The organism is Enterobacter sp. 186315 (genome assembly GCF_053290175.1).
Map to the genome: position 1 here is coordinate 1 of NZ_JBPTTK010000028.1, position 26,291 is coordinate 26,291.

Sequence of the window (26,291 nt, forward strand, 5' to 3'; positions counted from 1 at the left end):
AGTGCAACGCGGCTTTCGCTCACCGTTACGAGGTCCCGTATAATACGTTTTCCTCATTCAGAGTCAAGCAATTATTTTCGCTTTTCTCTGTCGGCGTTCATCGCTGAACCCCGCTAACCCGGCGGCCTGTAAGCCGTTGTTCCGTGTCAGTGGAGGCGCATTATAGGGAGTTCTCAGACGTTGACAACCCCTCTTTTAAAAAAAACTTTCAACCGCCTCTTTTTTGCTCAAAACCGTGCTACAACGCTAGTTTTTCGAGCGTTTCGAAGCCATAACGGTGTAGAACGGGTAAAAGTTGTTCAGTCTCAGGGGTTGTCGCCATGCAAAACGCGATATTAGCATCAGACGATTTTGCATCTGGCGCTTCATGTTCCAGCAGCCAGGCCGTGCGACGCGCGATTGCCGCACCGGAATCCACCAGACGCGTTCCCTCAGGCAGAACCTCAAGAAGCTCTTCCTGTAATAGAGGGAAATGTGTGCATCCCAGGACGACAGTATCCGGCGGCTCCTGCATACGCAGCCACGGGCGCAGAATACGGCGTAGCTCTTCCAGCGGAACCGCGTGCCCGTGCAGCTTCGCTTCTGCCATCTCCACCAGCTCGGCGGATCCAAGCATCGCAATCTGGCATTCATTCGCAAAGCGGTCGATTAGCTCACGCGTATAAGGACGCTTCACCGTACCGCGCGTTGCCAGCAGACCGACAATGCCGTTCGCCGTCAGACGGGCGGCCGGTTTAATCGCAGGGACTACGCCGACAACCGGGAACGGGAATTTTTCGCGAAGTGCAGGAAGGGATACTGTACTTGCCGTATTACAGGCAATGACCGCCAGCGCCAGGGGATAGCGCTGTTGAACTGCGGTGACGATTTCAACAACACGCTCAACGATAAACTCTTCGCTCTTCTCTCCATAAGGAAAGGCGACGTTATCGAAGGCATAAATGTAATGGAGATCCGGCAGGAGATGCCGAATCTCATCGTAGACTGAAAGCCCACCGACGCCGGAATCAAACACCAGCACGGTGGGACGCGGATCAGAAGGTGTAGCTGCCAGACAAGGTGTATTCCCGTCGTGCAGTTTGGTAGCCATAAACTGTCTCGTAATCTTTATCGAACAGGTTGGCTATTTTACCACGAACTGTAAGGTGAGAGGTGACAGGATATGAAACTGCGACATCCCACAGGCTGACGCCGCCCATTTTCACACGCTCTGTGGCGTAGGTATCAGGATCGACCGCCACGTCATAGCGGGTCCCCAGATAACGATAGGCCAGGTTCCAGTCGAGATCCCACACCTGCCAGTCCAGCTGATACTTCACCTGCTGCTTAGAGCGACGGGCAAGCACTTCGTTGGTTTTCGCATTACGCGGGTCGACGTAATCGTAGGAAATCTGATGACCGATCGGGCCGGTGTCGAACTGCGCCGTGGCTTCAACCCCTTTAATGCGGGCTTCGTTCACGTTGTAGAAGCGATAGTTCGCGTCATAGCCGATCAGGTTATCGATGTCATTACGATAGCCCGTCACGCGCCAGGTCACCGGGCCGGTTAAGCCTTCAAAGCCCCCTTCCCACTGCTTGCTCTCTTCTGGCTTAAGATTCGGGTTGCCGTAATCTTCACTGTGGATTTGACTCATGGTCGGTGCTTTATAAGCCGTGCCGTAAGAGCCGATAATGCGATATCCGTCGATGAACTCCCACGCCGCGCTGGTTTGCCAGGTGCCGTGGTCGCCGAAGCTGGAGTTGTCATCGTTACGCGCCGCCGCTTCCAGGGTAACGCTGTTAAACTGCTGCATGGCCGAGAGGAACACGCCGGTGTTGTGCTGCTCATAGCCATTTTTCATGTTGCCCGTACCGGCCTGCGTCTTCTGCTTCTGCCAGTCCAGCCCCACGCCAATGTTGCCGTGCCCCACTTCCACCGAATTCAGCCACTGCGTGGTGTACTGTTTAACGTCATCCATGGTGGCGGAATCAGCGTAGCGGCCCTTTTTCGGGTCATAGTTCTGGTCTTTGCTGCGACCGTAACCGGCCACCAGCTGAGACTTAAAGATACCCTGGCTATAGCGCAGCCCTGTATCCCAGTTCTGGCTGTAGAGCTGGCGGGTATCCGGGCGTCCATCGGGGGTAAATCCGGTGTAATGGTCGTAACCGTCATAGGCCGTGCGGTTGTCGTAGCCAAAGCCGCGGAAGAATCCGCTCACGCTGTCGGTGAACTGCTGTTCCACTGAGCCGTACAGCGATTTACTCATAAAGCCGTCGCGATCCGGCTGGCGCGGGGCGTCTTTCGCGCCAATATCAAAACCACGGGTGTAGGTATAGTTACCCGCAATAGTGATTTTGGTTTTATCCAGCACCTGCTGGAAAGAGCCGTCGTAGCTTTGATAGCCCTTTGAGCCAACACTCGCCGAAACTTCCGCGCCCGGCTTGTCGCGCCCGGTGATGATGTTGATCACGCCGCCAATCGCGTCGGAGCCGTACAGCGCAGAGCGTGGCCCGCGAATGTACTCGATACGCTGGATGAGAGAAGTGGGAATTTGGCTGAGATCGGCAACGTTGCTGATCCCTGCGTTGTTCAGCGGAATGCCGTCAATCAGTACCAGAACGTGACGGGATTCCGTGCCGCGAATAAAGGTAGACGCGGAGGCGCCCCGACCGCCGCTTTGGGCGATATCTACGCCCGGCAGACGAGACATGATCTCCTCAACGCTTTTTGCCTGCCAGCGTTCGATATCTTCACGCGTGACGACGGACGTCGGCGCCAGTACGGTTTTTTCAGGTTGTTCAAAACGGTTTGCTGTCACCACCAACGAGTCTGCGCCATCCTGCGCCCAGCCCGAAAATGCCGTGACGGATAGCGCCGTCAACAGCGATACTTTTTTAATCATTGTTAAAGCATCCACAATATAAGAAGGATGCCGCAGGCTTCATCTATAGCACGCGATGACAAAACCAAATGCGACGTGATCCCGGCAGGTCTTCGGGCTAGGTGGCGTTTAGTGGATGATGACTTCCCACTCGCGTCATCCTTCAAGCTGCCTCTGCGTTGGCTGCACTCGCTCACCCCAGTCACATAGCTTTCTATGCTCCCAGGGATTCACTCGCTTGCCGCCTTGATGCAACTTGAATGATTTGCGCGTATATAGCAGTGTCTTTAACTCTCATCCCGCCAGTCTTTACCGCTGCGCGTCAGCTCCAGATTCGCACTGGATTCCCTTTTCACTCTCAGGAGACCGGAAACAGAATGCTACAATTAGACACGTATAGATGTCCAGACAGCCGCCAGGCATTAAATCTGGACATCCCCTGAACAATGCCTACAATCCCCGCGTAATTCATTATCACTCAGGACGCATCATGACCCCCGAACACCTCCCGACAGAACAGTACGACGCGCAGCTGGCAGAGAAAGTAGTCCGCCTGCAAAGTATGATGACGCCTTTCAACGCGCCCGTTCCCGAGGTGTTCCGCTCCCCTGTCAGCCATTACCGCATGCGCGCCGAATTCCGCATCTGGCATGACGGTGACGACCTGTACCACATCATTTTCGATCAGCAGACAAAATCCCGTATCCGCGTGGACAGTTTCCCGGCGGCGAGCGAGCTGATTAACCAGTTAATGACGCTGATAATGGACGGCGTGCGCGACAACCCCGTGCTGCGCAACAAGCTGTTCCAGATTGACTACCTGACCACCCAAAGCAATCAGGCCATTGTCTCCCTTCTTTATCACAAAGCGCTGAACGACGAGTGGCGCGAGCAGGCAGAAGCGCTGCGCGATGCGCTGCGTGCGCAGAACATCAACGTTCACCTGATTGGCCGTGCGACAAAGACCAAAATCATGCTCGACCAGGATTACATCGACGAGCGTCTGCCGGTGGCGGGTAAAGAGATGATTTATCGTCAGGTGGAAAACAGCTTCACCCAGCCGAATGCGGCGATGAACGTGCAGATGCTGGAGTGGGCGCTGAAGGCGACCGAAGGGTCAACGGGCGATCTGCTTGAGCTGTACTGCGGTAACGGGAATTTCTCGCTGGCGCTGGCGCGTAACTTTGACCGCGTGCTGGCGACGGAAATCGCCAAACCGTCCGTTGCTGCCGCGCAGTACAACATCGCGGCCAACCACATTGATAATGTGCAAATCATTCGTATGGCGGCGGAAGAGTTTACCCAGGCGATGAACGGCGTTCGTGAGTTTAACCGTTTACAGGGAATCGATTTGAAGAGCTACCAGTGCGAGACTATTTTTGTCGATCCCCCACGCAGCGGGCTGGATAGCGAAACAGAGAAGATGGTGCAGGCGTACCCGCGCATTCTTTATATCTCCTGCAACCCGGAAACCCTGTGCAAGAATCTGGAAACGTTAAGCCAGACGCACAAGGTTGAACGTCTGGCGCTGTTCGATCAGTTCCCGTATACGCACCACATGGAGTGCGGCGTTTTACTTACCGCACGGTGATCGGTAGGCCGGATAAGCGTTTTTGGCAGGTGGCGCTTCGCTTACCTGCCCTACAAAAGCCTCTACTGCGGCAGCTGAGTTTTGCGGCTGCGCATCCGCGAGCCGATCCAGAACACCAGCACGACGGACAGTACCGCCGGGAAGAAGTTTGATCCGATATCCGGGTACTCTGCGCGCACCACGGTGCTATACAACAGCACGCCTAATATAAAGCAGGCCGCGGCCAGCCCCGGCAACCCCACCGGCATAGTGCGGTTCAGATAGCGTTGATGCAGACAGTAGACCGTCAGCACCAGCGCAATCAGCGGGAACAAAGAGAATGGGACGATAGAGCTGAAAAACGCTGCAAACGTGCCATTGATTGATAAGCCAGCGATCAATGCCAGCAACAACGTTCCTTTATCCTGACCTGACTGTTTCATTACTCACCCTTCACTCATCGGTTTGATGTGCCAACTTTTCTTGTTCACGGCGATACCAGTAATACGCACCTTTGGAAATCATCCGGAGCTGCAAAACCAGTCGCTCTTCGAGTTGCTTACGTTGTTCAACGCTCACATCCAGCGCTTCGGCACCCGCGCTGAACACTATGGTTACCATGGCTTCTGCCTGCGCCTCGGTGAAGGCGCGCGGCATATGGTTTTCGAGTTCGAGATAGTCGGCAAGTTCCGCGATGAAGTGCTGAATTTCACGCGCGACGGCGGCACGAAACGCGGCAGATGTACCGGAACGTTCACGCAACAGCAGGCGGAACGCGTTGGGGTTATTGCCGATAAACTCCATAAAGGTCGATACGGAAGTGCGGATCACGCTGCCGCCTTTCGCGATTCGCTGGCGCGCCTGGCGCATCAGCTGGCGCAGCATCAGCCCGCTTTCGTCGACCATAGTCAGACCCAGTTCATCCACATCGCGGAAATGACGATAGAAAGACGTTGGCGCAATCCCGGCCTCGCGTGCGACTTCGCGCAGGCTCAAACTGGCAAAACTTCGCTCGGCACTCAGCTGACTGAATGCGGCTTCCACCAGCGAACGCCGGGTTTTCTCTTTTTGTTGTGCTCTTACGCCCATCACGATAGTTGAATCCTTCCAAAGGCCTGCTGGCACTATACCAGAGAATAAAATTAATCTGTTTACCCTGCTTTGTGAATGATTGTTTACGTGCGGTTTGTGCTCCACTGCGCGAAAAAAGCACAACGATAATTGGGTTACTCTGGCAATGATGTTATGATTCTGTTGCTTTTATGTATAAGAACAGGTAAGCCTTGCCATGCCACATTCCTACGATTACGACGCAATAGTTATTGGTTCCGGACCCGGCGGCGAAGGCGCTGCTATGGGTCTGGTGAAACAGGGAGCCAGAGTAGCGGTGATAGAGCGCTACCATAATGTTGGCGGCGGTTGCACCCACTGGGGCACCATCCCTTCCAAAGCCCTCCGCCATGCCGTTAGCCGTATTATTGAATTTAACCAGAACCCTCTCTACAGCGACCATTCCCGACTTCTTCGTTCCTCGTTTGCCGACATCCTGAATCACGCGGATACCGTGATAAATCAGCAAACGCGGATGCGTCAGGGGTTCTACGAGCGTAATCACTGCGAGATTTTGCAGGGTAACGCCCACTTTGTTGATGAACACACCCTGGCGCTCGAATGTCACGACGGCTCCGTTGAAACTCTTACGGCAGAGAAGTTTGTGATTGCCTGCGGTTCACGCCCGTATCATCCGGCCGACGTAGATTTCTCGCACCCGCGCGTGTACGACAGCGACTCCATCCTCAGCCTGCACCACGAGCCACGCCACGTCATCATCTATGGCGCGGGGGTGATTGGCTGCGAATATGCGTCGATCTTCCGGGGAATGGAGGTCAAAGTTGACCTCATCAACACCCGCGACCGTCTGCTGGCGTTCCTCGATCAGGAGATGTCAGATTCTCTCTCCTACCACTTCTGGAACAGCGGCGTGGTTATTCGCCACAACGAAGAGTACGAGAAAATCGAAGGCTGCGACGACGGGGTGATCATGCACCTGAAGTCCGGCAAGAAGCTGAAAGCCGACTGCCTGCTGTACGCCAACGGCCGTACCGGGAACACCGATTCATTGCAGCTGCACAACATCGGGCTGGAAACCGACAGCCGCGGCCAGTTAAAGGTCAACAGCATGTACCAGACCGCGCTGCCGCACGTTTACGCGGTGGGCGATGTGATTGGTTATCCAAGCCTTGCCTCTGCGGCTTACGATCAGGGGCGCATTGCGGCGCAGGCGCTGGTAAAAGGCGAAGCCACGGCGCATCTGATTGAAGATATTCCGACCGGGATTTACACCATTCCGGAAATTAGCTCTGTGGGGAAAACCGAACAGCAGCTGACGGCAATGAAGGTGCCTTACGAGGTGGGTCGTGCTCAGTTTAAGCATCTGGCACGCGCGCAAATCGTGGGGATGAGCGTGGGAACGTTGAAGATCCTGTTCCATCGCGATACGAAAGAGATCCTCGGTATTCACTGCTTTGGTGAACGCGCCGCGGAAATCATTCATATCGGCCAGGCGATAATGGAGCAAAAAGGTGGTGGCAACACCATTGAGTACTTCGTTAACACCACCTTTAACTACCCGACAATGGCAGAAGCCTACCGGGTAGCGGCGCTTAACGGCTTAAACCGCCTGTTTTAATGCGCTGTCGAAATGGCCATCCATTGAACCACGGATGGCCTCTGCCAGCTGCTCATAGCGGCTGCGCAGCGGTGAACCCGGACGATACACCAGCCCGACGGTACGACGCGGTTCAGGCTTGATGCACGGCAGATAGACCACGCCATCGCGTTTCCGCTCGCGCGGTACGGCCAGCGCAGGCAGCAGCGTAATACCGCTTCCCGCCGCCACCATGTTGCGCAGCGTTTCCAGGCTGGTTGCGCGGAAATGGGTATCTTCATCCGCACCCGCCTCAAAACAGAAGCCCATCGCCTGATCGCGCAGGCAGTGGCCGTCTTCCAGCATCAGCAGTTTTTCGCCCGCCAGATCGGCCATTGGGACGCGATCGCGGTCCGCCCACGGGTGATCTTCGTAGATCGCCAGCATCATCGGCTCATCAAACAGCGGCACTTCGATAAAGGCTTCACTCTCTTTCACCAGCGCCAGGATCGCGCAGTCGAGCTTGCCGCTATCCAACTGCGCCAGCAGCTGATGGGTTTGCGCTTCATGCAGGTACATTTCGAGTTTCGGGAAGGTCTGGTGCAACATCGGAATGATGTGCGGCAACAGGTACGGGCCAACGGTTGGGATCAGGCCAATATGCAGCGGGCCGGACATTGCTTCCCCCTGCTGGCTTGCCATTTCCTTGAGCACTTTGACCTCGCGCAGCACGGTGCGCGCCTGATCCACCAGCAGAAGACCCGCCTGGGTGAACAGCACTTTACGGCTGGTGCGCTCCAGCAGCATGACACCAAGCTCGTCTTCCAGCTTGCGGATTTGCCCGCTAAGCGTAGGCTGGCTGACGTGGCAGGAATCTGCCGCGCGGCGAAAATGACGATGCTCGGCTAACGCCACCAGGTATTCAAGATCACGAATATTCATTATTCATCCTCCGTCGCCACGATAGTTCATGGCGATAGATAGCATAGCAACGAACGATTATCCCTATCAAGCATTCTGTTGAATAATACACCACATAGACGAGGCGGAGCTTTTTTATCCTTTGAAGTCCCCGTACCGTCAGTCGAGTCTCTCTCCAGACTCGCAAAACTAAAGCCAACGTGAACTTTTGCGGACCCCGTGGTCCGCATTTTTTTTGCGTAAAAAAGCCCGGGGATAAAAGCAAAATGGCAACCTAAGTTGCCATTTTAAGCTTTTGCTCCCTCTCCCTGTGGGAGAGGGCCGGGGTGAGGGCACCAGCCCGCACAAATCAAATCAAATCAACCGATCTTTCGCATCCGCAATCGCCTGCGCTACCTGCTTAGGTGACACGCCGCCTTTTGCCGCACGCTTGTCCAGGCAGGATTGCAGCGCCAGAATCGGATAAACATCATCCGCAATCACACTACTGAATTTTTGCAGTTCGGAAAGCGTCAATTCTTCCAGCGGTTTTCCCTGACGAATCGCTTCGACTACCGCTTCGCCCACGATATGGTGCGCTTCGCGGAACGGCACACCTTTGGCGACCAGATAATCCGCCAGTTCGGTAGAGTTTGCATAACCCTGCTGCGCCGCTTCCTGACAGCGCGGGCGTTTCACCTGAATGCCGTCCAGCACCAGCGCGCCCATATGCAGGCAGTCCAGCCAGGTGTCGAGCGCGTCGAACAGCCCTTCTTTGTCTTCCTGCATGTCTTTGTTATACGCCAGCGGCAGCCCTTTTAAGGTCATCATCATGCCGGTCAGCGCGCCCTGCACGCGGCCACATTTACCGCGGATCAGCTCCAGCGCGTCCGGGTTTTTCTTCTGCGGCATCAGGGACGAGCCGGAGGTCACGCGGTCAGACAGTTCCACAAACCCGGCTTCACCCGAGTTAAAGAAGATGAGGTCTTCGGCAAAGCGCGACAGGTGGACCATGCCGATAGAGGCGTTCGACAGCAGCTCCAGCACGTGATCGCGGTCAGATACGCTGTCGAGGCTGTTACGGGTCGCAGAGGCAAAGCCCAGCCAGCCCGCAAGCTGTTCACGGTCAATTTCATACGCCGTGCCCGCCAGCGCACCGCTGCCCAGCGGGCTAACGTCCAGACGCTTCAGCGTATCCTGCAAACGGCTTTCATCACGCGCCAGCATTTCGACATAGGCCAGACACCAGTGCGCAAAGGTCACCGGCTGCGCGCGTTGCAGGTGGGTATACCCCGGCATCACCGCGTCCTGATTGTTCTGCGCCGTGTCCACCAGCGCACTTTGCAGCTGACGGTTCGCCGCCAGCAGTTCGCCCACGGTATCTTTACACCACAGTTTGAGATCGGTCGCGACCTGGTCGTTACGGCTACGCCCGGTGTGCAGCTTTTTACCCAGCTGGCCAACTTTGTCGATAAGCTTACCTTCCACCCAGCTGTGGATATCTTCGGCATCGCTCTGAAGAATTTGCTGCGGATCCAGACGCACCTCTTCCAGCAGATTATTCAGCGCCTCTTCCAGCTGAAGCTGTTCGTCTGCGGTCAGTACGCCAACGGTCACCAGCGCTTTGGACCAGGCCACAGAGCCGACGATATCCTGTTCGGCCAGGCGGTAGTCGAAGCGCAAAGAGTCGTTGAACTGTTTGAACCGCTGATCCGCTGCCTGTGTAAAACGCCCACCCCAAAGTGCCATAACATGCTTCCTTTATTCGTTAGTTCCGCCGGGTAGCGCTACGCTTACCCGGCCTACGGTCATTCAATAAAAACTTAGGCTAAAATACGCGTGCCAATCGGCGTGCCGTTGAACAGCGCCGGCAGTTGCTCCGCGTGACGCCAGGAGGCGATATCCACCGGGCGACCCAGCGTGCGGGCGGCATCCAGCGCGGCGTTCACTTTGACGATCATGCCGTCGGTGATAATGCCCTGGTCAATCAGCTGCTCGGCTTTTGCCGCCGTCATCTCTGCGATGCGCTGGCCTTTGCCGTCCAGAATGCCGCTCACGTCGGAGAGCAGGATTAGGTCTGCGCCCAGCGTTGCTGCCAGCGCGGTTGCCGCCTGGTCAGCGTTGACGTTCATCAGCGCGCCCTCTTCCGTCACGCCGATTGAGCTGACGACCGGCAGAAAACCGCCGTCGAGCAGGGTGTTAATCAGCTTAGGCGAACCCGGCTGCGCCAGTCCAACGTGGCCGAGCGCTTCGTCGAGCTGGGTCACTTTTACGCTGTCGCCGTCGCCCAGATAGAGGCCAACGGAGGCGATGTGGTGCTTCTTCGCCCAGGACAGCAGCGTTTTGTTTGCCGTTCCCGCCAGCGCGCCGGTGATGATGTCAATCTGATCGGCAGGCGTAACGCGCAGGCCGTTTTTCTTCGTGACCGGGAGGTTCAGCCCTTTCATCAGTTCGTCCACCACGCAGCCGCCGCCGTGGACAATCACCAGCGGACGTTGGTGCGACTCGCGATAGTTAACCAGCGCGGTAAACAGGCGCTCCAGCGCTTCTTCGCTGTCCAGCAGAACGCCGCCGAGTTTGATAATTAATGGATTCATCATCACACCTTAAATAAGAGACTGCGTTTCCGCGAAGCCAAAACGAATATTCGCGCACTGCATCGCCTGGGCGGCAGCACCTTTGAGTAAGTTATCTTCTGCGGCGACCACAATCAGGTGTTCGCCCTGCACCGCAAAACCGATATCGCAGAACGGCAGGCCGACCACGTTTTTCAGCGCCGGAACGCCTTTGTCATACAGACGCACCAGCGGTTTATCCGCATACGCCAGGGTGAAGGCTTCGCTCACCTGGTCTTTGGTCACGCCCGGTTTCAGGCGGCAGGTAATGGTTTCAAGGATCCCGCGCGGGAAGCTGCCGAGATGCGGCGTGAAAATCACGTCCGCACCCAGATGGGTCGTGATTTCAGGGTGGTGACGGTGGTTAAACACGCCGTACGGCTGAAGGCTCACTTCGCAGAAGCTGTTAGAGATAGCGGCCTTGCGCCCTGCCCCGCTCACGCCGCTGGTGGCGTTGATCACCGGCCACTGGTTCAGATCCAGCAGTCCCGCGTCGATCAATGGCTTCAGTGAAAGCTGTGCGGCGGTCGGGTAGCAGCCCGGCACGGCAATCAGGTTCGCTTCTTTGAGTTTATCCGCGCTCCACTCGGCGAGGCCGTAGACCGCTTTTTCAAGCAGGTCATGATGCTGATGAGTGAAACCGTAGTATTTTTCGTAAAACGCGCCGTCGTTAACGCGGAACGCGCCGGAGAGGTCGAACACCACGCAGCCCGCAGCCAGGAATTGCGGTGCCAGGTCGTGGCTGACTTCATGGGCGGTGGCTAAAAACACCACGTCAACGCCGTCGGTGAACTCGCGGATATCGGACATCGGCTGCAAAGGCAGGTCGACGATGCCCTTTAGCTGAGGATGCAAATCGGAAATTAACTTTCCTGCATCATTGCTTTGCGCTGACACGGTCAAAGCGGTTATGGTCATATGTGGATGGCGATTCACGTAGCTTACTAGCTCTGCGCCCGCATAACCGCTAGCGCCTACAATCAGCGTATTCAACATCGGGTTCCTTTATGCTCAACGTTAATGTATTTTTATTCACATTTATTGCATGAATATTGATACTATCACGACCTAAGGTGTGTCAACAATGAAAATGAACTTACCGCCATTTATCGAGATTTACCGCGCCCTGATCGCCACCCCGTCCATCAGCGCAACCGAAGAAGCGCTGGATCAGAGCAATGAGTCTTTAATCAATCTGCTGGCGGGCTGGTTTAGCGATCTTGGGTTCAACGTTGAGGTTCAGCCCGTTCCCGGAACACGTCATAAATTTAACCTGCTTGCCAGCACCGGCACCGGCACCGGCGCGGGCGGGCTGCTGCTGGCCGGTCATACCGACACCGTTCCCTTTGATGACGGCCGCTGGACGCGCGATCCCTTCACCCTGACCGAGCACGACAACAAGCTCTACGGGCTGGGCACGGCGGACATGAAAGGCTTCTTCGCCTTTATCCTCGACGCGCTGCGCGACGTGGATGTGAAAACGCTCAAAAAGCCGCTCTATATTCTGGCCACCGCCGATGAAGAGACCAGCATGGCGGGCGCGCGTTACTTCTCTGAAAACACCTCGATTCGCCCGGATTGCGCCATTATCGGTGAGCCAACGTCGTTACAGCCGATTCGCGCCCATAAGGGCCACATCTCAACGGCGGTGCGCGTGCTGGGCCAGTCCGGTCATTCGAGCGACCCGGCGCGCGGCGTGAACGCCATTGAGCTGATGCATGACGCCATTGGTCGCATCATGACCCTGCGCGACGATTTAAAAGAGCGTTATCACTACGACGCCTTCACCGTGCCGTATCCCACGCTGAACCTCGGCAGCCTGCACGGGGGCGATGCCTCTAACCGTATCTGCGCCTGCTGCGAACTGCACATGGATATTCGCCCATTGCCGGGCATGACGCTGAGCGATCTCGACGGCTTGCTGAATGAAGCGCTGGCCCCGGTGAGCGAGCGCTGGCCGGGCCGCCTGACGGTATCCGAGCTGCATCCGCCGATCCCGGGCTACGAATGTCCGCCGGATCATCAGCTGGTGGAAGTGGTGGAAAAACTACTCGGCGAGAAAACCGACGTGGTGAACTACTGCACCGAAGCGCCGTTTATTCAGACCCTGTGCCCGACGCTGGTGCTTGGCCCTGGCTCCATCAATCAGGCACATCAGCCGGATGAATATCTCGAAACCCGCTTTATCAAGCCTACCCGCGAGCTGATTACCCAGGTCGTGCATCACTTCTGCTGGCATTAAAAACTACCCCTCACCCTAACCCTCTCCCCAAAGGGAGAGGGAATTTGAACACCCTCTCCCCTTTGGGGAGAGGGCAGGGTGAGGGGAAAAATCCCGCGATCTCCATCACATTCCCATAAGCATCTCTTATCTGACGCGAAGCGAATTAAATTTCGTAAATTGCCCGCATTTATTCGTTTGCTGAACCGTTTTCGCAGCAATTGACGACGGGGGTTTTACGTGGCTTTATAAAGGGAGATGACAAAATAATGTCCAACAGATTTTCGACTGGGCATAAACAAAAATGATGGGGTGACTGGGTTTTTATGAACGAACAATATTCCGCGTTGCGTAGTAATGTCAGTATGCTCGGCAAAGTGCTTGGAGATACCATCAAAGATGCGCTGGGGGAAAATATCCTCGACCGCGTTGAAACCATCCGCAAGCTGTCCAAATCCTCCCGTGCAGGAAACGAAGCCAACCGTCAGGAGCTGCTCACCACCTTGCAGAACCTGTCTAACGACGAGCTGCTGCCCGTTGCCCGCGCGTTCAGCCAGTTCCTGAATCTGGCCAACACCGCCGAGCAATACCACAGTATTTCGCCGAAAGGCGAAGCGGCCAGCAACCCGGAAGTGATTGCCAGTACGCTCAGAAAACTCAAAGACCAGCCCGACCTTAACGAAGCGATTATCAAGCAAGCGGTAGAGTCTCTCTCGCTGGAGCTGGTGTTGACCGCTCACCCGACCGAAATCACCCGTCGTACCCTGATCCACAAAATGGTGGAAGTGAATAACTGCCTCAAGCAGCTGGATAACAAAGACATTGCCGACTACGAACGTAACCAGCTGATGCGCCGTCTGCGCCAGCTGATTGCCCAGTCCTGGCATACCGATGAAATTCGTAAACATCGCCCAAGCCCGGTAGACGAAGCCAAATGGGGCTTTGCGGTGGTGGAAAATAGCCTGTGGGAAGGTGTCCCGAACTACCTGCGCGAGCTGAACGAACAGCTGGAAGCGAACCTGGGCTACCGCCTGCCGGTAGATTTTGTGCCGGTGCGTTTCACCTCCTGGATGGGCGGTGACCGCGACGGGAACCCGAACGTGACGGCGGAAATCACCCGCCACGTCCTGCTGCTGAGCCGCTGGAAAGCCACCGACCTGTTCCTGAAGGATATTCAGGTACTGATCTCCGAGCTGTCGATGGTAGAAGCCACGCCGGAGCTGCGCGAGCTGGCCGGTGAAGAGGGCGCGAGCGAGCCGTACCGTTATCTGATGAAAAAACTGCGCGGCCAGCTGATGGCGACGCAGTCCTGGCTGGAGGCGCGCCTGAAAGGCCAGCGCCTGCCAAAACCGGAAGGTCTGCTGAGCCAGAACGAACAGCTGTGGGACCCGCTCTACGCCTGCTATAAATCACTGCAAGCCTGCGGAATGGGCATTATCGCCAACGGCGAACTGCTCGATACCCTGCGCCGCGTGAAGTGTTTCGGCGTGCCGCTGGTGCGTATCGACGTGCGTCAGGAAAGCACCCGCCACACCGAAGCGCTGGGCGAAATGACCCGCTACCTCGGCATCGGCGACTACGAAAGCTGGTCAGAAGCCGACAAACAGGCCTTCCTGATCCGCGAACTGAACTCCAAACGCCCTCTGCTGCCGCGCAACTGGGAGCCGAGCAACGAAACCCGCGAAGTGCTGAACACCTGCAAAGCGATCGTTGATGCACCGAAAGGATCGGTGGCCGCCTATGTGATCTCCATGGCGAAGACCCCGTCCGACGTGCTGGGCGTTCACCTGCTGCTGAAAGAGGCAGGCATCGACTACGCGCTACCCGTCGCCCCGCTGTTTGAAACGCTCGACGACCTTAACAACGCCAACGACGTCATGACCCAGCTGCTGAACATCGACTGGTATCGCGGCTTTATTCAGGGCAAACAGATGGTGATGATTGGCTATTCCGACTCCGCAAAAGACGCGGGCGTGATGGCGGCATCCTGGGCGCAGTATCAGGCGCAGGACGCACTGATCAAAACCTGCGAGAAAGCCGGCATTGAGCTGACGCTGTTCCACGGACGCGGTGGCTCGATTGGTCGCGGCGGCGCCCCGGCTCACGCGGCACTGCTTTCCCAGCCGCCGGGCAGCCTGAAGGGTGGCCTGCGCGTGACCGAGCAGGGCGAGATGATCCGCTTTAAGTACGGTCTGCCGGAAGTGACCATCAGCAGCCTGTCGCTCTATACCAGCGCGATCCTGGAAGCGAACCTGCTGCCGCCGCCAGAGCCAAAAGAGTCCTGGTGCCGCATCATGGACGAGCTGTCCGATATTTCCTGCGACCTGTACCGCGGCTACGTGCGTGAGAACAACGATTTCGTCCCTTACTTCCGCTCGGCCACGCCGGAGCAGGAGCTGGGCAAACTGCCTCTGGGCTCGCGCCCGGCGAAACGTCGTCCGACCGGTGGCGTAGAGTCTCTGCGCGCTATTCCGTGGATCTTCGCCTGGACGCAAAACCGCCTGATGCTGCCAGCCTGGCTGGGTGCCGGTGCGGCGCTGCAAAAAGTGGTGGAAGATGGCAAACAGAGCGAGCTTGAAACCATGTGTCGCGACTGGCCGTTCTTCTCTACCCGTCTGGGAATGCTGGAGATGGTCTTCTCGAAAGCCGACCTGTGGCTGGCGGAATACTACGATCAGCGTCTGGTGAAACCCGAGCTGTGGGCGCTGGGTAAAGAGCTGCGCGAGCTGCTGGAAGGCGACATCAAGGTGGTGCTCGATATCGCTAACGATTCCCACCTGATGGAAGATCTGCCGTGGATTGCCGAGTCAATCCAGCTGCGTAACATCTACACCGACCCGCTGAACGTGTTGCAGGCCGAACTGCTGCACCGTTCACGTCAGGCGGAAGAAGAAGGCAAAGAGCCGGACCCACGCGTTGAACAGGCGCTGATGGTGACGATTGCAGGCGTTGCGGCAGGTATGCGTAACACCGGCTAATCGACTCGTGTAAGTAAATCGCGTAAATAAAAATCCCCGCATCAGCGGGGATTTTTTTGCCCGTAGGCCGGGTAAGCGTGAGCGCCACCCGGCATATGGGTTACTTCACGTCAAAGCGATCCAAATCCATCACTTTCGCCCAGGCCGCAACGAAGTCTTTAACGAACTTCTCGCTGCCATCGCTGCTGCCGTAAACTTCGGCCAGCGCGCGCAGAACGGCGTTGGAACCAAACACCAGGTCGACGCGGCTTGCGGTGTATTTCTCTTCACCCGTCACGCGATCGGTACCGGTAAACAGCTCGTTAGAGTCGTCGGCCGCTTTCCACTGGGTGTTCATATCCAGCAGGTTCACGAAGAAGTCGTTGCTCAATACGCCTTCGCGATCGGTGAATACGCCCTTCTTGCTGCCGTCAAAGTTAGCGCCCAGCACGCGCAGGCCACCTACCAGCGCCGTCATTTCAGGTGCGGTCAGGGTCAGCTGCTGTGCTTTGTCGATCAGCAGAGATTCGGTCGTCGCCACGTCAACCTGCGCGCGATAGTTGCGGAAACCGTCGGCAATTGGCTCCAGCAGATTGAACATGTCGATATCCGTCTGGTCCTGGCGCGCATCCACGCGGCCCGGCGTAAACGGTACGGTGATGTTCACACCTGCGGCTTTCGCGGCTTTCTCAACGCCCACCACGCCCGCCAGGACGATAATATCGGCCAGCGACGCTTTATGCGCAGACTTATAAATGCCCTCAAGCACAGGCAACACGCGTGCGGCTACGGCGTTCACGTCCCAGCTACGCTGCGGTGCCAGCGCCAGACGCGCGCCGTTTGCACCACCGCGCTTGTCGCCACCGCGGAAGGTAGACGCCGACGCCCAGGCAACGGACACCAGCTCAGAAACGCTCAGACCAGAAGCGGCAATCTCGACCTTCAGGCTTTCGATATCTTCAGTGGTTGGACGGAAGAACGGATACGGCAGCGGATCTTGCCAGATCAGCTCTTCTTTTGGCACTTCCGGCCCCATGTAGCGGGAAATCGGCCCCATATCCCGATGCGTCAGTTTGAACCACGCGCGGGCGAAGGCTTCGTTGAAGGCCTGCGGATCGTTCAGGAAACGACGGGAGATTTTTTCGAACTCAGGGTCAAAACGCAGGGTCAGGTCGGTCACCAGCATGGTTGGTTTGCGTTTTTTCGACGGGTCGAACGGGTCTGGCATAATTTCAGGTGCATCCACCGCTTCAAACTGGATCGCGCCAGCCGGGCTGCGAGTCTGTACCCATTCATATTTGAACAGGTTCTCGAAGAAGTAGTTGCTCCACTGGGTCGGAGTTTGTGACCAGATCACTTCCAGACCGGAGGTGATCGTATCTGCACCAATACCTGTACCGTGGGTGCTTGCCCAGCCCAGGCCCTGCGCTTCGATAGGGGACGCTTCCGGGTCCGTCCCGACGTGCGTGGCTTCGCCTGCGCCGTGGGTTTTACCGAGAGTGTGACCGCCCGCAATCAGCGCAACGGTTTCTTCGTCATTCATACCCATGTTGCCAAAGGTGGCACGGATCGCCGCCGCCGCAGAGCGCGGGTCGCCGCTGGCGTTTGGCCCTTCCGGGTTAACGTAGATCAGCCCCATTTCTGTCGCGGACAGCGGGCGTTTCGCCAGGGATTCCGGATCGCGGTGGGTCAGCCAGGCTTTTTCATCGCCCCAGTTCACGTCCAGATCCGGTTCCCAGACGTCTTCACGACCGGCACCGAAACCAAAGGTGCGGAAGCTGGAGTTTTCCAGCGCCACGTTACCCGCAAGGATAAACAGGTCAGCCCAGGAAATTTTCTGGCCATATTTTTGCTTGATAGGCCACAGCAGACGACGCGCTTTATCCAGGCTGACGTTATCCGGCCAGGAGTTCAGCGGTGCAAAACGCTGTTGACCGCGCCCCGCGCCACCGCGACCGTCTGCGGAGCGATAGGTCCCCGCACCGTGCCATGCCATACGAATAAACAGACCCGCGTAGCTGCCCCAGTCGGCTGGCCACCACGGTTGAGAATCGGTTAACAGTGCTTTGAGATCGCCTTTGAGGGCAGAGTAGTCGAGCTTGCTAAATTCTTTGCGGTAGTCGAAGTCTTCACCCAGAGGGTTAGAACGATTGGAATGTTGGTTAAGTAAATCAACTCGAAGTTGCTTAGGCCACCAGTCGCGGCTGCCTGTTCCTGCGCCTGCACTCTGATCGTGACCGCCCTGATGGAACGGGCATTTTCCGAGTGATGTCGCGTTGTTGTTATCGTCTGACGTGCTCATCGTTGTGCTCCCTTTACAATTTTACCGTTACGATATATGCGCTCACAGATAAGGTATAGCTGGGATAACCCACAGATTCGATAGTTAATTCCGTTTAATTTCACTTAGAAAGTACGTGACTTTTATAACTCGAAAGCAGCATTGCTGAATTAGAAGGAAAATAAAACCCTTATAAATCAAAAAACCCTCCGAAGAGGGTTTTTTTCTTATGCGCCGGGCCTGACGCCGAGGGTGTGGCAGATGGCGTAACTCATCTCTGCGCGGTTCAGGGTGTAGAAGTGAAAATCCTTTACCCCTTCGCGACTTAGGATTTTCACCATGTCCATCGCAATGTTGGCGCCCACCAGCTTGCGGGTTTCCGGGTCGTCGTCCAGCCCTTCGTACATTTTGGACATCCACAGCGGGATACGCACGTTGGTCATGTCGGCAAATTTCTTCGCCTGTTTGAAGTTCGACACGGGCAGGATGCCGGGGATGATTTCGACGTCGATTCCCGCCGACACGCAGCGGTCGCGAAAGCGCAAATAGCTTTCAACATCAAAGAAGAACTGGGTAATGGCGCGGTTGGCTCCGGCCTCCACCTTACGCTTCAGGTTAAGCAGATCGGCCTGCGCGCTTTTCGCTTCCGGGTGAACTTCAGGGTAAGCGGCGACAGAGATATCAAAGTCGGCAACGTCTTTAAGCAGCGCGACCAGATCGGTGGCATACATGTCCGGCTTGCCGCTGCCCGGCGGCAGGTCGCCGCGCAGGGCCACGATATGACGAATACCGTTGTTCCAGTAATCCTGGGCAATCGTGCGCAGTTCGTCAGGGGTCGCATCAATACAGGTCAAATGCGGAGCCGCTTCCAGCCCGGTGCGATCCTTAATACCTTTAATAATGCTGTGCGTACGGTCACGCTCGCCGGAGTTCGCTCCGTAGGTCACGGAGACAAATTTAGGCTTCAGGCTGCTCAGGCGATCGATAGAGCTCCACAGGGTTTGCTCCATTTCACTGGTGCGCGGCGGGAAAAATTCAAAAGAGACATTAATCTGGCCGTTTACTTCGGCCAGGCTCTGATTCAGGGCTTCCCGCTGGTTGGCGTGAAAAAAGCTCATACCTTACCTCATCAATCGCGTGTCGTTGTTTGTTATGTTCGAACTTCTATACGTTTAGACGTCCAGATGTAAAAATGACGGAAAAGCGGTTTGGCGTCAACAGAAATAATCAACAATAACGGTGAGGATTGCTCAGGGAAGATGAGGGGAATTCATGATGAAGGGTGAGAGCCGTGGGATGCCCTCACCCTACCCCTCTCGCACAGGGAGAGGGAATAAGCGAAATTACAGCAGCTTAGCCAGGCGGTTGATATCCGACTGGATCGCTCCGGCGGTGACGTCGCGCCCCGCGCCCGGGCCACGGATCACCAGCGGGTTATCGCGATACCAGCGGCTTTCAATGGCGAAGACGTTATCGCACGGCAGCAGCGCCGCCAGCGGGTGTTCAGGACGCACGGCTTCGACGCCGACGCGCGCTTTACCGTTGGCCTCAAACCGCGCCACGTAGCGCAGCACCAGACCCATTTCACGCGCCGCTTCCAGGCGCTGTACCATCTGGTCGTTCAGCTCATCGCCATTCTCAAAGAAGTGATCGACCGACCCCTCTTCGCAGCCCGCAGGCACCAGCGACTCCACGCGCACCTGGCCTGGCTCGATATCGTAGCCCGCCTCGCGCGCCAGGATCACCAGCTTACGCATCACGTCTTTACCGGCGAGGTCAACGCGCGGATCTGGCTCGGTTAAGCCCTGCTGCCACGCCTGATCCACCAGGTCGGTAAACGGTACGGTGCCGTCAAACTGCAAGAACAGCCACGAAAGCGTGCCGGAGAAGATACCGCTCAGCGCCAGAATGCTGTCGCCGCTTTCAATCAGATCGCGAACGGTGTGGTTAACCGGCAAGCCCGCGCCGACCGTGGCGTTATAGAGCCAGTGGCGACCGGTTTTCTCGAACGCGTCGTGGATTTGACGATATTTGTCGGTGCTGCTCGCCCCGGCCAGCTTGTTGGCGCTGATAACGTGGAAACCGTGGCTGGCGAAATCAAGATACTGATCGGCAAGCTGCTCGCTGGCGGTCACGTCCAGCACCACCAGATCGTCGTACGGGTGCGCGCGCATCCACAGGAACAGCGACTCTTCATCCTGCTCAACCGCTTCATCATTAAAGAAGGCTAATGCGCGGCTCGCGTCCAGCCCGTCGTAGTTCAGCAGGCTGCGGCGGCTATCTACCACACCCGCCAGGATAAATTCGAAGCCGGTGCGCGCCGACAGCGTGGTTTGCTCGCGGGCAAACAGCTCCAGCCAGCGGGAGCCGATATTGCCTTTGCCGAACAGCACCAGGCCGATGCGTTTTTCCGCGCGGAAGAGCATGGTGTGCAGCCCCTGGATCAGGCTTTCGGTTGGCCCTTTACGCAGTACCGCCACCAGGCTAATGCCCTCTTCGGACTGCCAGGTAAACTCGACCGGCTGGCCTTTCAGCTGTTGCCAGAAACGGTGGCAGTGCAGCGGATTACGGGTCACGCCCGCGCCCACCATCGCCACCAGCGCCAGCCCCTGACGCAGACGAAGCTCGCCCGGCAGGCCCGCTTCGTCGAGAATTTTCAGCGCGCTGTCCGCCACTTCGGCGGTATAGCAGAATTGCAGCAGCTGACGATCGTTATGCACGCCAACCGCTAACGGACGCACCTGAGCGCGTTTCAGGACGAGGTCGATCTCTTTATGGGCGAGCTTAAAGTCCTGTCCCGCAGGCACCTGAAACTCAATCAGGCAGATATCGTCGTGGCTGGTGACGATACGCGCCCCCGTGCCGGAGGCCAGCACGCGCTCAATGCGGGTAGAGCCTTGATCCGGGGTGTAGCTACAGCGCAGTTGCAGGTCAATATCGCTGCCGGACACCGGCTGTAAGGTACGCGCATGCAGAACCGGCGCGGCAAGACGGGCCAGCTCGCTGGCTTCATCCAGACGCAGCAGCGGCAGCAGGCAGGCATCTTTCACTTTGCGCGGGTCGGCGCTGTAAACGCCCGCCACGTCGCTCCAGATGGTGACGCGGGACACGCCCGCCAGCGCGCCGATTTGCGTTGCGGAATAGTCAGAACCGTTACGGCCCAGCAGCACGGTTTCACCCGCGTTGCTGCGGCTGATAAAGCCGGTGACGACAATACGTTTGCCCGGATGCTGCACCAGCAGCTGTTGCAGCAGCGGATAAGAGAGGCCTTCATCCACCTGCGGCTGCGCCGCGCGTTCGGCGCGCAGGAAATCACGCGCGTCGAGCCAGGCGGCCTCAAGCCCCTGATGTTGCAGAACGGCCGCCATCAGACGTGCAGACCACACTTCACCGTGGCCCACCACTTCGGCATACACCGCGTCGGTAATGCCGCTGTCCAGCAGCGCCGCCAGGCGTTCGAGGTCGTGGGTAAAGGCCGAAATCAGGCCGTCTGCCACGTCCGGGGGCAGCAGGCCCGCAATCAGCTCGCTCTGGTAGCGGCGTAACGTTTGTTGAACCTGATGCGCAGAGAGGCGATCGGTCTGGCTCAGTTTCAGCCAGCTAATCAACTGGTTGGTGGTGCTGCCCGCCGCCGAGACAACCATCATGTCACCCGGCTGTGAATACTCGGTCATGATCCCTGCGACACGCAGGTAACACTTCACATCAGCAAGACTACTACCACCAAACTTGTGCAGCTGACGACCCTTCGCCCCTGCCTGCGCTATCACACTCATGATTACCCCTTGGCTGCGACCTGGAAGCCATTTTCCAGATCGGCAATTAAATCTTCAGAATCTTCAATACCGGTTGAAATACGCAGCAGCGTTTCAGAAATCCCGGCGGCGGCACGTGCTTCCGGTGCCATACCTGCGTGCGTCATGGTCGCGGCGTGGGAGATCAAGCTTTCGACCCCGCCTAAAGATTCCGCCAGCGTAAACAATGACAACCCGCTCAGGAAGCGACGCAGCGTTTGCTCGTCGCCATCCAGTTCAAAACTTAACATCGCCCCAAAACCCTTCTGCTGACGCGCGGCAATCTCGTGACCCTGGTTTTCCGGCAGCGACGGGTGATACAGCTTTTTCACCAGCGGCTGGGTTTTCAGGAAATCAACAATCGCCTGCGCGTTGCGCTGCGCCACTTCCATACGCGGCGACAGGGTGCGAATACCGCGCAGCAGCAGGTAGCTGTCAAACGCGCTGGCGGTCACGCCAATGTTATTCGCCCACCATGCCAGGTCAGTGGCAACGTCTGGATCTTTTGCAATCACTACGCCGGCCACCACGTCCGAGTGGCCGTTCAGATATTTAGTGCATGAATGCAATACCAGATCGGCACCCAGCGCCAGCGGGTTCTGAAGGGCCGGACTGAGGAAGGTATTATCCACTACACTTATCGCTCCCGCATCCCTTGCGAGCTGACAAATTTTCGCAATATCGACGACGCGCAACAATGGATTGCTTGGACTTTCCACCAACACCAGCTTCGGCTGCTCTGCCAGCGCCTGTTTCAGGGCCTGCTCATCATTTTGATCGACAAACAGCACCCGATAGCAGCCGCGCTTCGCCAGGCTATCGAACAGGCGATAGCTGCCGCCGTAGCAGTCGTGCGGTGCGACCAGCAGATCGCCAGGCTTCAGGAAGACGGTAGTAACCAGGTGGATCGCAGACATGCCGGTATTGGTCAACACCGCGCCAGCTCCGCCTTCCAGCTCCGCCAGCGCGCGCTGGGTCACGTCACGCGTAGGGTTGCCGCGACGGGAGTAGTCGTGCGCGCGGGGTTCATTAAATCCGGTGAAATTATAGGTACTGGAGAGATGAATCGGCGGGACAACACAGCCGTACTGCTCGTCATCATTCAATCCGCTACGCACTGCGATGGTGGCCTGTTTACGCGTCATGGTGAAGGCTTCCTGGCTTATTAGGTGAAAAGTCAGGCATCAGAGTAAACATTGAAAGTATGGACGTCAATACATCTGGACATCTAAACTTCTTTGCGTATAGATTGAGCAATGCGCAAATAGCCGTTAAAATTATATGCTTTAGTGCACGCCGCAGCGCCAATATCCGTGCCACGGTACTGTCTCTACGGTAAACTACGCAAGATTACGGTCAGAACCCCTCAACACGATATGCGGTTTTGCACCTTTAGATTAATGACTGAGAGGATTAAAGGTATCTCATGGCTGAATGGAGCGGCGAATATATCAGCCCATACGCTGAGCACGGTAAGAAGAGTGAGCAAGTAAAGAAAATTACGGTTTCCATTCCTCTGAAGGTGTTGAAGATCCTCACCGATGAACGTACGCGTCGTCAGGTGAACAACCTGCGCCACGCGACCAACAGCGAACTGCTGTGCGAAGCGTTTTTACACGCGTTTACCGGCCAACCGTTACCGAACGATGAAGACCTGCGTAAAGAACGCAGCGATGAAATCCCGGAAGAGGCAAAAGTGATTATGCGTGAGCTGGGTATCGACCCGGATACGTGGGAATACTGATTTGCGGATACAAAAAAGGCACCTTTCGGTGCCTTTTTTTCGGGAAACTTATTTAGCGCCCGGGATGCTGAAACGCTTGTTGAAGCGGTCAACACGGCCACCGGTTGCAACATCACGCTGCTTACCAGTGTAGAACGGGTGGCACTGGCCGCACACGTCCAGGTTCAGATCGTGACCTACGGTAGAGCGGATCTGGATAGAGTTACCGCAAGAACAGTTTGCAGTAATCATTTCGTATTTAGGGTGAATATCTTTTTTCATGGGAGAACCTCAGTAAAGGCCGCGTCGCTCTTCCAGCCCTAACGCCAGACACCACGCGATGTTGAATGTAAGTTCTTTGGCGTAAATAACACCAAAGGCGGCGAATCATACAGAATTTAACCAACGTATGCAAACTGATCCGCACGCCGCTTTTACTAATGTGTATACTAACGCGCCACTTTTCAAGTCAGGAAGATTCGATGCCCGTCGCTCACGTTGCCCTGCCCGTTCCGCTTCCCCGCACCTTTGACTATCTGCTGCCCGACAGCATGAGTGCCAAAGCGGGCTGTCGCGTGACCGTGCCCTTCGGCAAACAGCAGCGCGTGGGGATTGTCGTTTCCGTCAGTGAGAAAAGCGAACTGCCGCTCAACGAGCTGAAATCGGTCGTGGAGGTGTTGGACACCGACCCCGTGTTCTCCACCAGTACCTGGCGGCTGTTACTGTGGGCGGCGGATTACTATCATCATCCGATTGGCGACGTGCTGTTTCACGCGCTGCCGATTTTACTGCGTCAGGGCAAGAGCGCCAGCCATGCGCCGATGTGGTACTGGTTTGCCACCGAACAGGGGCAGGCGGTGGACATCAACACGCTTAAGCGCTCCCCTAAGCAACAGCAGGCGCTGGCGGCGCTGCGTCAGGGCCATATCTGGCGGCATCAGGTTGAAGATCTGGAATTTAACGACGCGGCGCTTCAGGGGCTGCGCAAAAAAGGGCTGAGCGAGCTCGCCAGCGAAGCGCCCGCCCTTTATGACTGGCGCGACGGTTTTTCCGTTTCCGGCGATCGTCTGCGCCTGAACACCGAACAGGCCACCGCCGTGGGGGCGATTCATAGCGCGTCCGATCGTTTCTCTGCCTGGCTGCTGGCGGGCGTGACCGGCTCGGGTAAAACCGAAGTCTATCTTAGCGTGCTGGAAAACGTGCTCGCTCAGGGCAAGCAGGCGCTGGTGATGGTGCCGGAAATCGGCCTGACCCCGCAAACCATCGCCCGTTTTCGCGAGCGATTTAACGCCCCGGTTGAGGTGCTGCACTCTGGCCTGAACGACAGTGAGCGCCTCAGCGCCTGGCTTAAGGCGAAAAACGGCGAGGCGGCGATTGTGATCGGCACGCGTTCGTCGCTGTTCACGCCGTTTAAAAATCTCGGCGTGATCGTAATAGATGAAGAGCACGACAGCTCCTATAAACAGCAGGAAGGCTGGCGCTACCACGCTCGCGACCTGGCGGTGTATCGCGCCCACAGCGAACAGATCCCGATTATTCTTGGCTCCGCCACGCCTGCGCTCGAAACGCTGCACAACGTGCGCCAGCGTAAATACCATATGCTGCGCCTAACGCGTCGTGCGGGAAATGCTCGCCCCGCCACGCAGCACGTGCTCGATTTAAAAGGCCAGCAGGTGCAGGCCGGGCTGGCCCCTGCCCTGATTACCCGAATGCGCCAGCATTTGCAGGCCGGGAATCAGGTGATCCTGTTCCTTAACCGCCGTGGATTTGCCCCGGCGCTGCTGTGTCACGACTGCGGATGGATAGCGGAGTGCCCGCGCTGCGACCATTACTACACGCTTCACCAGGCACAGCGCCATCTGCGCTGCCACCACTGCGACAGCCAGCGGGCTATCCCCCGCCAGTGCCCGTCGTGCGGCTCTACCCATTTAGTGCCGGTGGGGCTAGGAACGGAGCAGCTTGAGCAGGCGCTGGGGCCGTTTTTCCCCGACGTGCCGATTTCACGTATCGATCGCGACACCACCAGCCGTAAAGGGGCGCTGGAGCAGCAGCTTGCCGAAGTGCATCGCGGCGGCGCGCGCATCCTGATTGGCACCCAGATGCTGGCGAAAGGGCACCACTTCCCGGACGTCACGCTGGTGGCCCTGCTGGACGTCGACGGCGCGCTGTTCTCTGCCGATTTTCGCTCCGCAGAACGCTTTGCCCAGCTCTATACCCAGGTCGCAGGCCGCGCCGGACGCGCCGGAAAGCAGGGCGAAGTGGTGCTGCAAACCCACCATCCTGAACATCCGCTTCTGCAAACCCTGCTGCATAAAGGCTATGACGCCTTCGCGGAGCAGGCGCTGGCCGAGCGTCAGACCATGCAGCTGCCGCCCTGGACCAGCCACGTCATCATTCGCGCGGAAGATCATAACAACCAGCAGGCGCCGCTTTTCCTGCAACAGCTGAGAAACCTGTTGCAGGCCAGCCCGATGGTGGATAACCAGCTGTGGATTTTAGGCCCGGTCCCGGCGCTTGCCCCTAAGCGCGGCGGACGTTTCCGCTGGCAAATCCTGCTACAGCACCCGTCGCGTATACGGTTACAGCACATCGTCAGCGGTACGCTCGCGCTGATCAACACCCTGCCGGAAGCGCGCAAGGTGAAGTGGGTTCTTGATGTTGATCCCATTGAAGGCTAAGGCGAAGATGCGATAAGGATCGAAAAAATTTAACGTCCCTCACA

At 57.1% G+C, this 26,291-nt stretch carries 19 protein-coding genes and 1 riboswitch; of the genes, 6 read left to right on the plus strand and 13 right to left on the minus strand.

All coding sequences use genetic code 11. The annotated features are described in order from the left end of the window. Positions 1-238 precede the first annotated feature (238 nt). Together murI and btuB are read right to left on the minus strand one after the other, a co-directional pair. Entirely contained in the window at positions 239-1,090 is an 852-nt protein-coding gene (gene murI / locus ACSVHP_RS21110) for a glutamate racemase (protein WP_417315609.1), read from the minus strand. Further along, positions 1,035-2,882, minus strand: coding sequence for a TonB-dependent vitamin B12 receptor BtuB (gene btuB, locus ACSVHP_RS21115; protein WP_447552886.1), 1,848 nt, complete (start codon positions 2,880-2,882; stop codon positions 1,035-1,037). Before btuB ends, murI begins: the two co-directional genes overlap by 56 nt. Before the next feature lie 66 nt (positions 2,883-2,948). Further along, positions 2,949-3,247: riboswitch (cobalamin riboswitch) on the minus strand. Between the two features lie 104 nt (positions 3,248-3,351). Here btuB and trmA point away from each other — a divergent pair. After that, on the plus strand, positions 3,352-4,452 hold the full coding sequence (trmA, locus tag ACSVHP_RS21120; protein WP_417315605.1) for a tRNA (uridine(54)-C5)-methyltransferase TrmA: 1,101 nt from the start codon (positions 3,352-3,354) through the stop codon (positions 4,450-4,452). 62 nt (positions 4,453-4,514) lie between these two features. Here trmA and ACSVHP_RS21125 read toward each other — a convergent pair whose 3' ends face one another. Together ACSVHP_RS21125 and fabR are read right to left on the minus strand one after the other, a co-directional pair. After that, a complete protein-coding gene (locus tag ACSVHP_RS21125; protein WP_234672982.1) occupies positions 4,515-4,874 on the minus strand; it encodes a YijD family membrane protein in 360 nt (119 codons plus the stop codon). 10 nt (positions 4,875-4,884) lie between these two features. Then, entirely contained in the window at positions 4,885-5,523 is a 639-nt protein-coding gene (gene fabR / locus ACSVHP_RS21130; RefSeq protein WP_014072319.1) for an HTH-type transcriptional repressor FabR, read from the minus strand. A 196-nt stretch (positions 5,524-5,719) separates the two neighbouring features. Between fabR and sthA the strand changes: the two genes are divergently transcribed. Then, entirely contained in the window at positions 5,720-7,120 is a 1,401-nt protein-coding gene (gene sthA / locus ACSVHP_RS21135) for a Si-specific NAD(P)(+) transhydrogenase (protein ID WP_234672980.1), read from the plus strand. On the opposite strand, the gene oxyR is transcribed toward sthA, so the two are convergent. The 4 genes from oxyR to argC form a co-directional block, all read right to left on the minus strand. Next, positions 7,103-8,020: a DNA-binding transcriptional regulator OxyR gene (oxyR, locus tag ACSVHP_RS21140; protein WP_234672977.1), complete on the minus strand. Its 918-nt coding sequence runs from the start codon at positions 8,018-8,020 to the stop codon at positions 7,103-7,105. The two genes, sthA and oxyR, sit on opposite strands and share 18 nt — an antisense overlap. Positions 8,021-8,353: 333 nt before the next feature. After that, a complete protein-coding gene (gene argH, locus ACSVHP_RS21145; protein ID WP_447552887.1) occupies positions 8,354-9,727 on the minus strand; it encodes an argininosuccinate lyase in 1,374 nt (457 codons plus the stop codon). 74 nt (positions 9,728-9,801) lie between these two features. Continuing rightward, positions 9,802-10,578, minus strand: coding sequence for an acetylglutamate kinase (gene argB / locus ACSVHP_RS21150; protein ID WP_417315600.1), 777 nt, complete (start codon positions 10,576-10,578; stop codon positions 9,802-9,804). A 6-nt stretch (positions 10,579-10,584) separates the two neighbouring features. Next, on the minus strand, positions 10,585-11,589 hold the full coding sequence (argC, locus tag ACSVHP_RS21155; protein WP_447552888.1) for an N-acetyl-gamma-glutamyl-phosphate reductase: 1,005 nt from the start codon (positions 11,587-11,589) through the stop codon (positions 10,585-10,587). Between the two features lie 88 nt (positions 11,590-11,677). Between argC and argE the strand changes: the two genes are divergently transcribed. Together argE and ppc are read left to right on the plus strand one after the other, a co-directional pair. Then, positions 11,678-12,835, plus strand: a complete 1,158-nt coding sequence (gene argE, locus ACSVHP_RS21160; protein WP_447552889.1) for an acetylornithine deacetylase — start codon at positions 11,678-11,680, stop codon at positions 12,833-12,835. A 305-nt stretch (positions 12,836-13,140) separates the two neighbouring features. Continuing rightward, on the plus strand, positions 13,141-15,792 hold the full coding sequence (gene ppc, locus ACSVHP_RS21165; protein WP_234672967.1) for a phosphoenolpyruvate carboxylase: 2,652 nt from the start codon (positions 13,141-13,143) through the stop codon (positions 15,790-15,792). A gap of 100 nt (positions 15,793-15,892) precedes the next feature. On the opposite strand, the gene katG is transcribed toward ppc, so the two are convergent. From katG to metB, 4 genes are all read right to left on the minus strand, one after another. Next, complete coding sequence (gene katG / locus ACSVHP_RS21170; protein ID WP_417315594.1) at positions 15,893-18,073, minus strand: catalase/peroxidase HPI; 2,181 nt, start codon at positions 18,071-18,073, stop codon at positions 15,893-15,895. Positions 18,074-18,279: 206 nt separating this feature from the next. Continuing rightward, complete coding sequence (gene metF / locus ACSVHP_RS21175; protein WP_234672963.1) at positions 18,280-19,170, minus strand: methylenetetrahydrofolate reductase; 891 nt, start codon at positions 19,168-19,170, stop codon at positions 18,280-18,282. A gap of 225 nt (positions 19,171-19,395) precedes the next feature. After that, positions 19,396-21,828: a bifunctional aspartate kinase/homoserine dehydrogenase II gene (locus tag ACSVHP_RS21180; RefSeq protein WP_447552890.1), complete on the minus strand. Its 2,433-nt coding sequence runs from the start codon at positions 21,826-21,828 to the stop codon at positions 19,396-19,398. 2 nt (positions 21,829-21,830) lie between these two features. Then, positions 21,831-22,991 carry a cystathionine gamma-synthase gene (metB, locus tag ACSVHP_RS21185; protein ID WP_234672950.1) on the minus strand — a complete coding sequence of 387 codons (1,161 nt, stop codon included), beginning with the start codon at positions 22,989-22,991 and terminating at the stop codon, positions 21,831-21,833. Positions 22,992-23,272: 281 nt separating this feature from the next. On the opposite strand from metB, the gene metJ reads away from it, so the two are divergent. After that, entirely contained in the window at positions 23,273-23,590 is a 318-nt protein-coding gene (gene metJ / locus ACSVHP_RS21190) for a met regulon transcriptional regulator MetJ (RefSeq protein WP_007369220.1), read from the plus strand. A gap of 48 nt (positions 23,591-23,638) precedes the next feature. On the opposite strand, the gene rpmE is transcribed toward metJ, so the two are convergent. Next, entirely contained in the window at positions 23,639-23,851 is a 213-nt protein-coding gene (gene rpmE, locus ACSVHP_RS21195; RefSeq protein ID WP_234672948.1) for a 50S ribosomal protein L31, read from the minus strand. Between the two features lie 200 nt (positions 23,852-24,051). On the opposite strand from rpmE, the gene priA reads away from it, so the two are divergent. Continuing rightward, positions 24,052-26,247 (plus strand): primosomal protein N', encoded by a 2,196-nt coding sequence (gene priA, locus ACSVHP_RS21200; RefSeq protein ID WP_417315587.1) that lies wholly within the window; start codon positions 24,052-24,054, stop codon positions 26,245-26,247. Positions 26,248-26,291 lie beyond the last annotated feature (44 nt).

Excerpts from the sequence above, each read along its gene's own strand:
- murI (WP_417315609.1), bottom strand. The coding sequence starts at position 1,090 with ATGGCTACCAAACTGCACGACGGGAATACACCTTGTCTGGCAGCTACA.
- btuB (WP_447552886.1), bottom strand. The coding sequence starts at position 2,882 with ATGATTAAAAAAGTATCGCTGTTGACGGCGCTATCCGTCACGGCATTT.
- trmA (WP_417315605.1), top strand. The coding sequence starts at position 3,352 with ATGACCCCCGAACACCTCCCGACAGAACAGTACGACGCGCAGCTGGCA.
- ACSVHP_RS21125 (WP_234672982.1), bottom strand. The coding sequence starts at position 4,874 with ATGAAACAGTCAGGTCAGGATAAAGGAACGTTGTTGCTGGCATTGATC.
- sthA (WP_234672980.1), top strand. The coding sequence starts at position 5,720 with ATGCCACATTCCTACGATTACGACGCAATAGTTATTGGTTCCGGACCC.
- oxyR (WP_234672977.1), bottom strand. The coding sequence starts at position 8,020 with ATGAATATTCGTGATCTTGAATACCTGGTGGCGTTAGCCGAGCATCGT.
- argH (WP_447552887.1), bottom strand. The coding sequence starts at position 9,727 with ATGGCACTTTGGGGTGGGCGTTTTACACAGGCAGCGGATCAGCGGTTC.
- argB (WP_417315600.1), bottom strand. The coding sequence starts at position 10,578 with ATGATGAATCCATTAATTATCAAACTCGGCGGCGTTCTGCTGGACAGC.
- argC (WP_447552888.1), bottom strand. The coding sequence starts at position 11,589 with ATGTTGAATACGCTGATTGTAGGCGCTAGCGGTTATGCGGGCGCAGAG.
- argE (WP_447552889.1), top strand. The coding sequence starts at position 11,678 with ATGAAAATGAACTTACCGCCATTTATCGAGATTTACCGCGCCCTGATC.
- ppc (WP_234672967.1), top strand. The coding sequence starts at position 13,141 with ATGAACGAACAATATTCCGCGTTGCGTAGTAATGTCAGTATGCTCGGC.
- katG (WP_417315594.1), bottom strand. The coding sequence starts at position 18,073 with ATGAGCACGTCAGACGATAACAACAACGCGACATCACTCGGAAAATGC.
- metF (WP_234672963.1), bottom strand. The coding sequence starts at position 19,170 with ATGAGCTTTTTTCACGCCAACCAGCGGGAAGCCCTGAATCAGAGCCTG.
- ACSVHP_RS21180 (WP_447552890.1), bottom strand. The coding sequence starts at position 21,828 with ATGAGTGTGATAGCGCAGGCAGGGGCGAAGGGTCGTCAGCTGCACAAG.
- metB (WP_234672950.1), bottom strand. The coding sequence starts at position 22,991 with ATGACGCGTAAACAGGCCACCATCGCAGTGCGTAGCGGATTGAATGAT.
- metJ (WP_007369220.1), top strand. The coding sequence starts at position 23,273 with ATGGCTGAATGGAGCGGCGAATATATCAGCCCATACGCTGAGCACGGT.
- rpmE (WP_234672948.1), bottom strand. The coding sequence starts at position 23,851 with ATGAAAAAAGATATTCACCCTAAATACGAAATGATTACTGCAAACTGT.
- priA (WP_417315587.1), top strand. The coding sequence starts at position 24,052 with ATGCCCGTCGCTCACGTTGCCCTGCCCGTTCCGCTTCCCCGCACCTTT.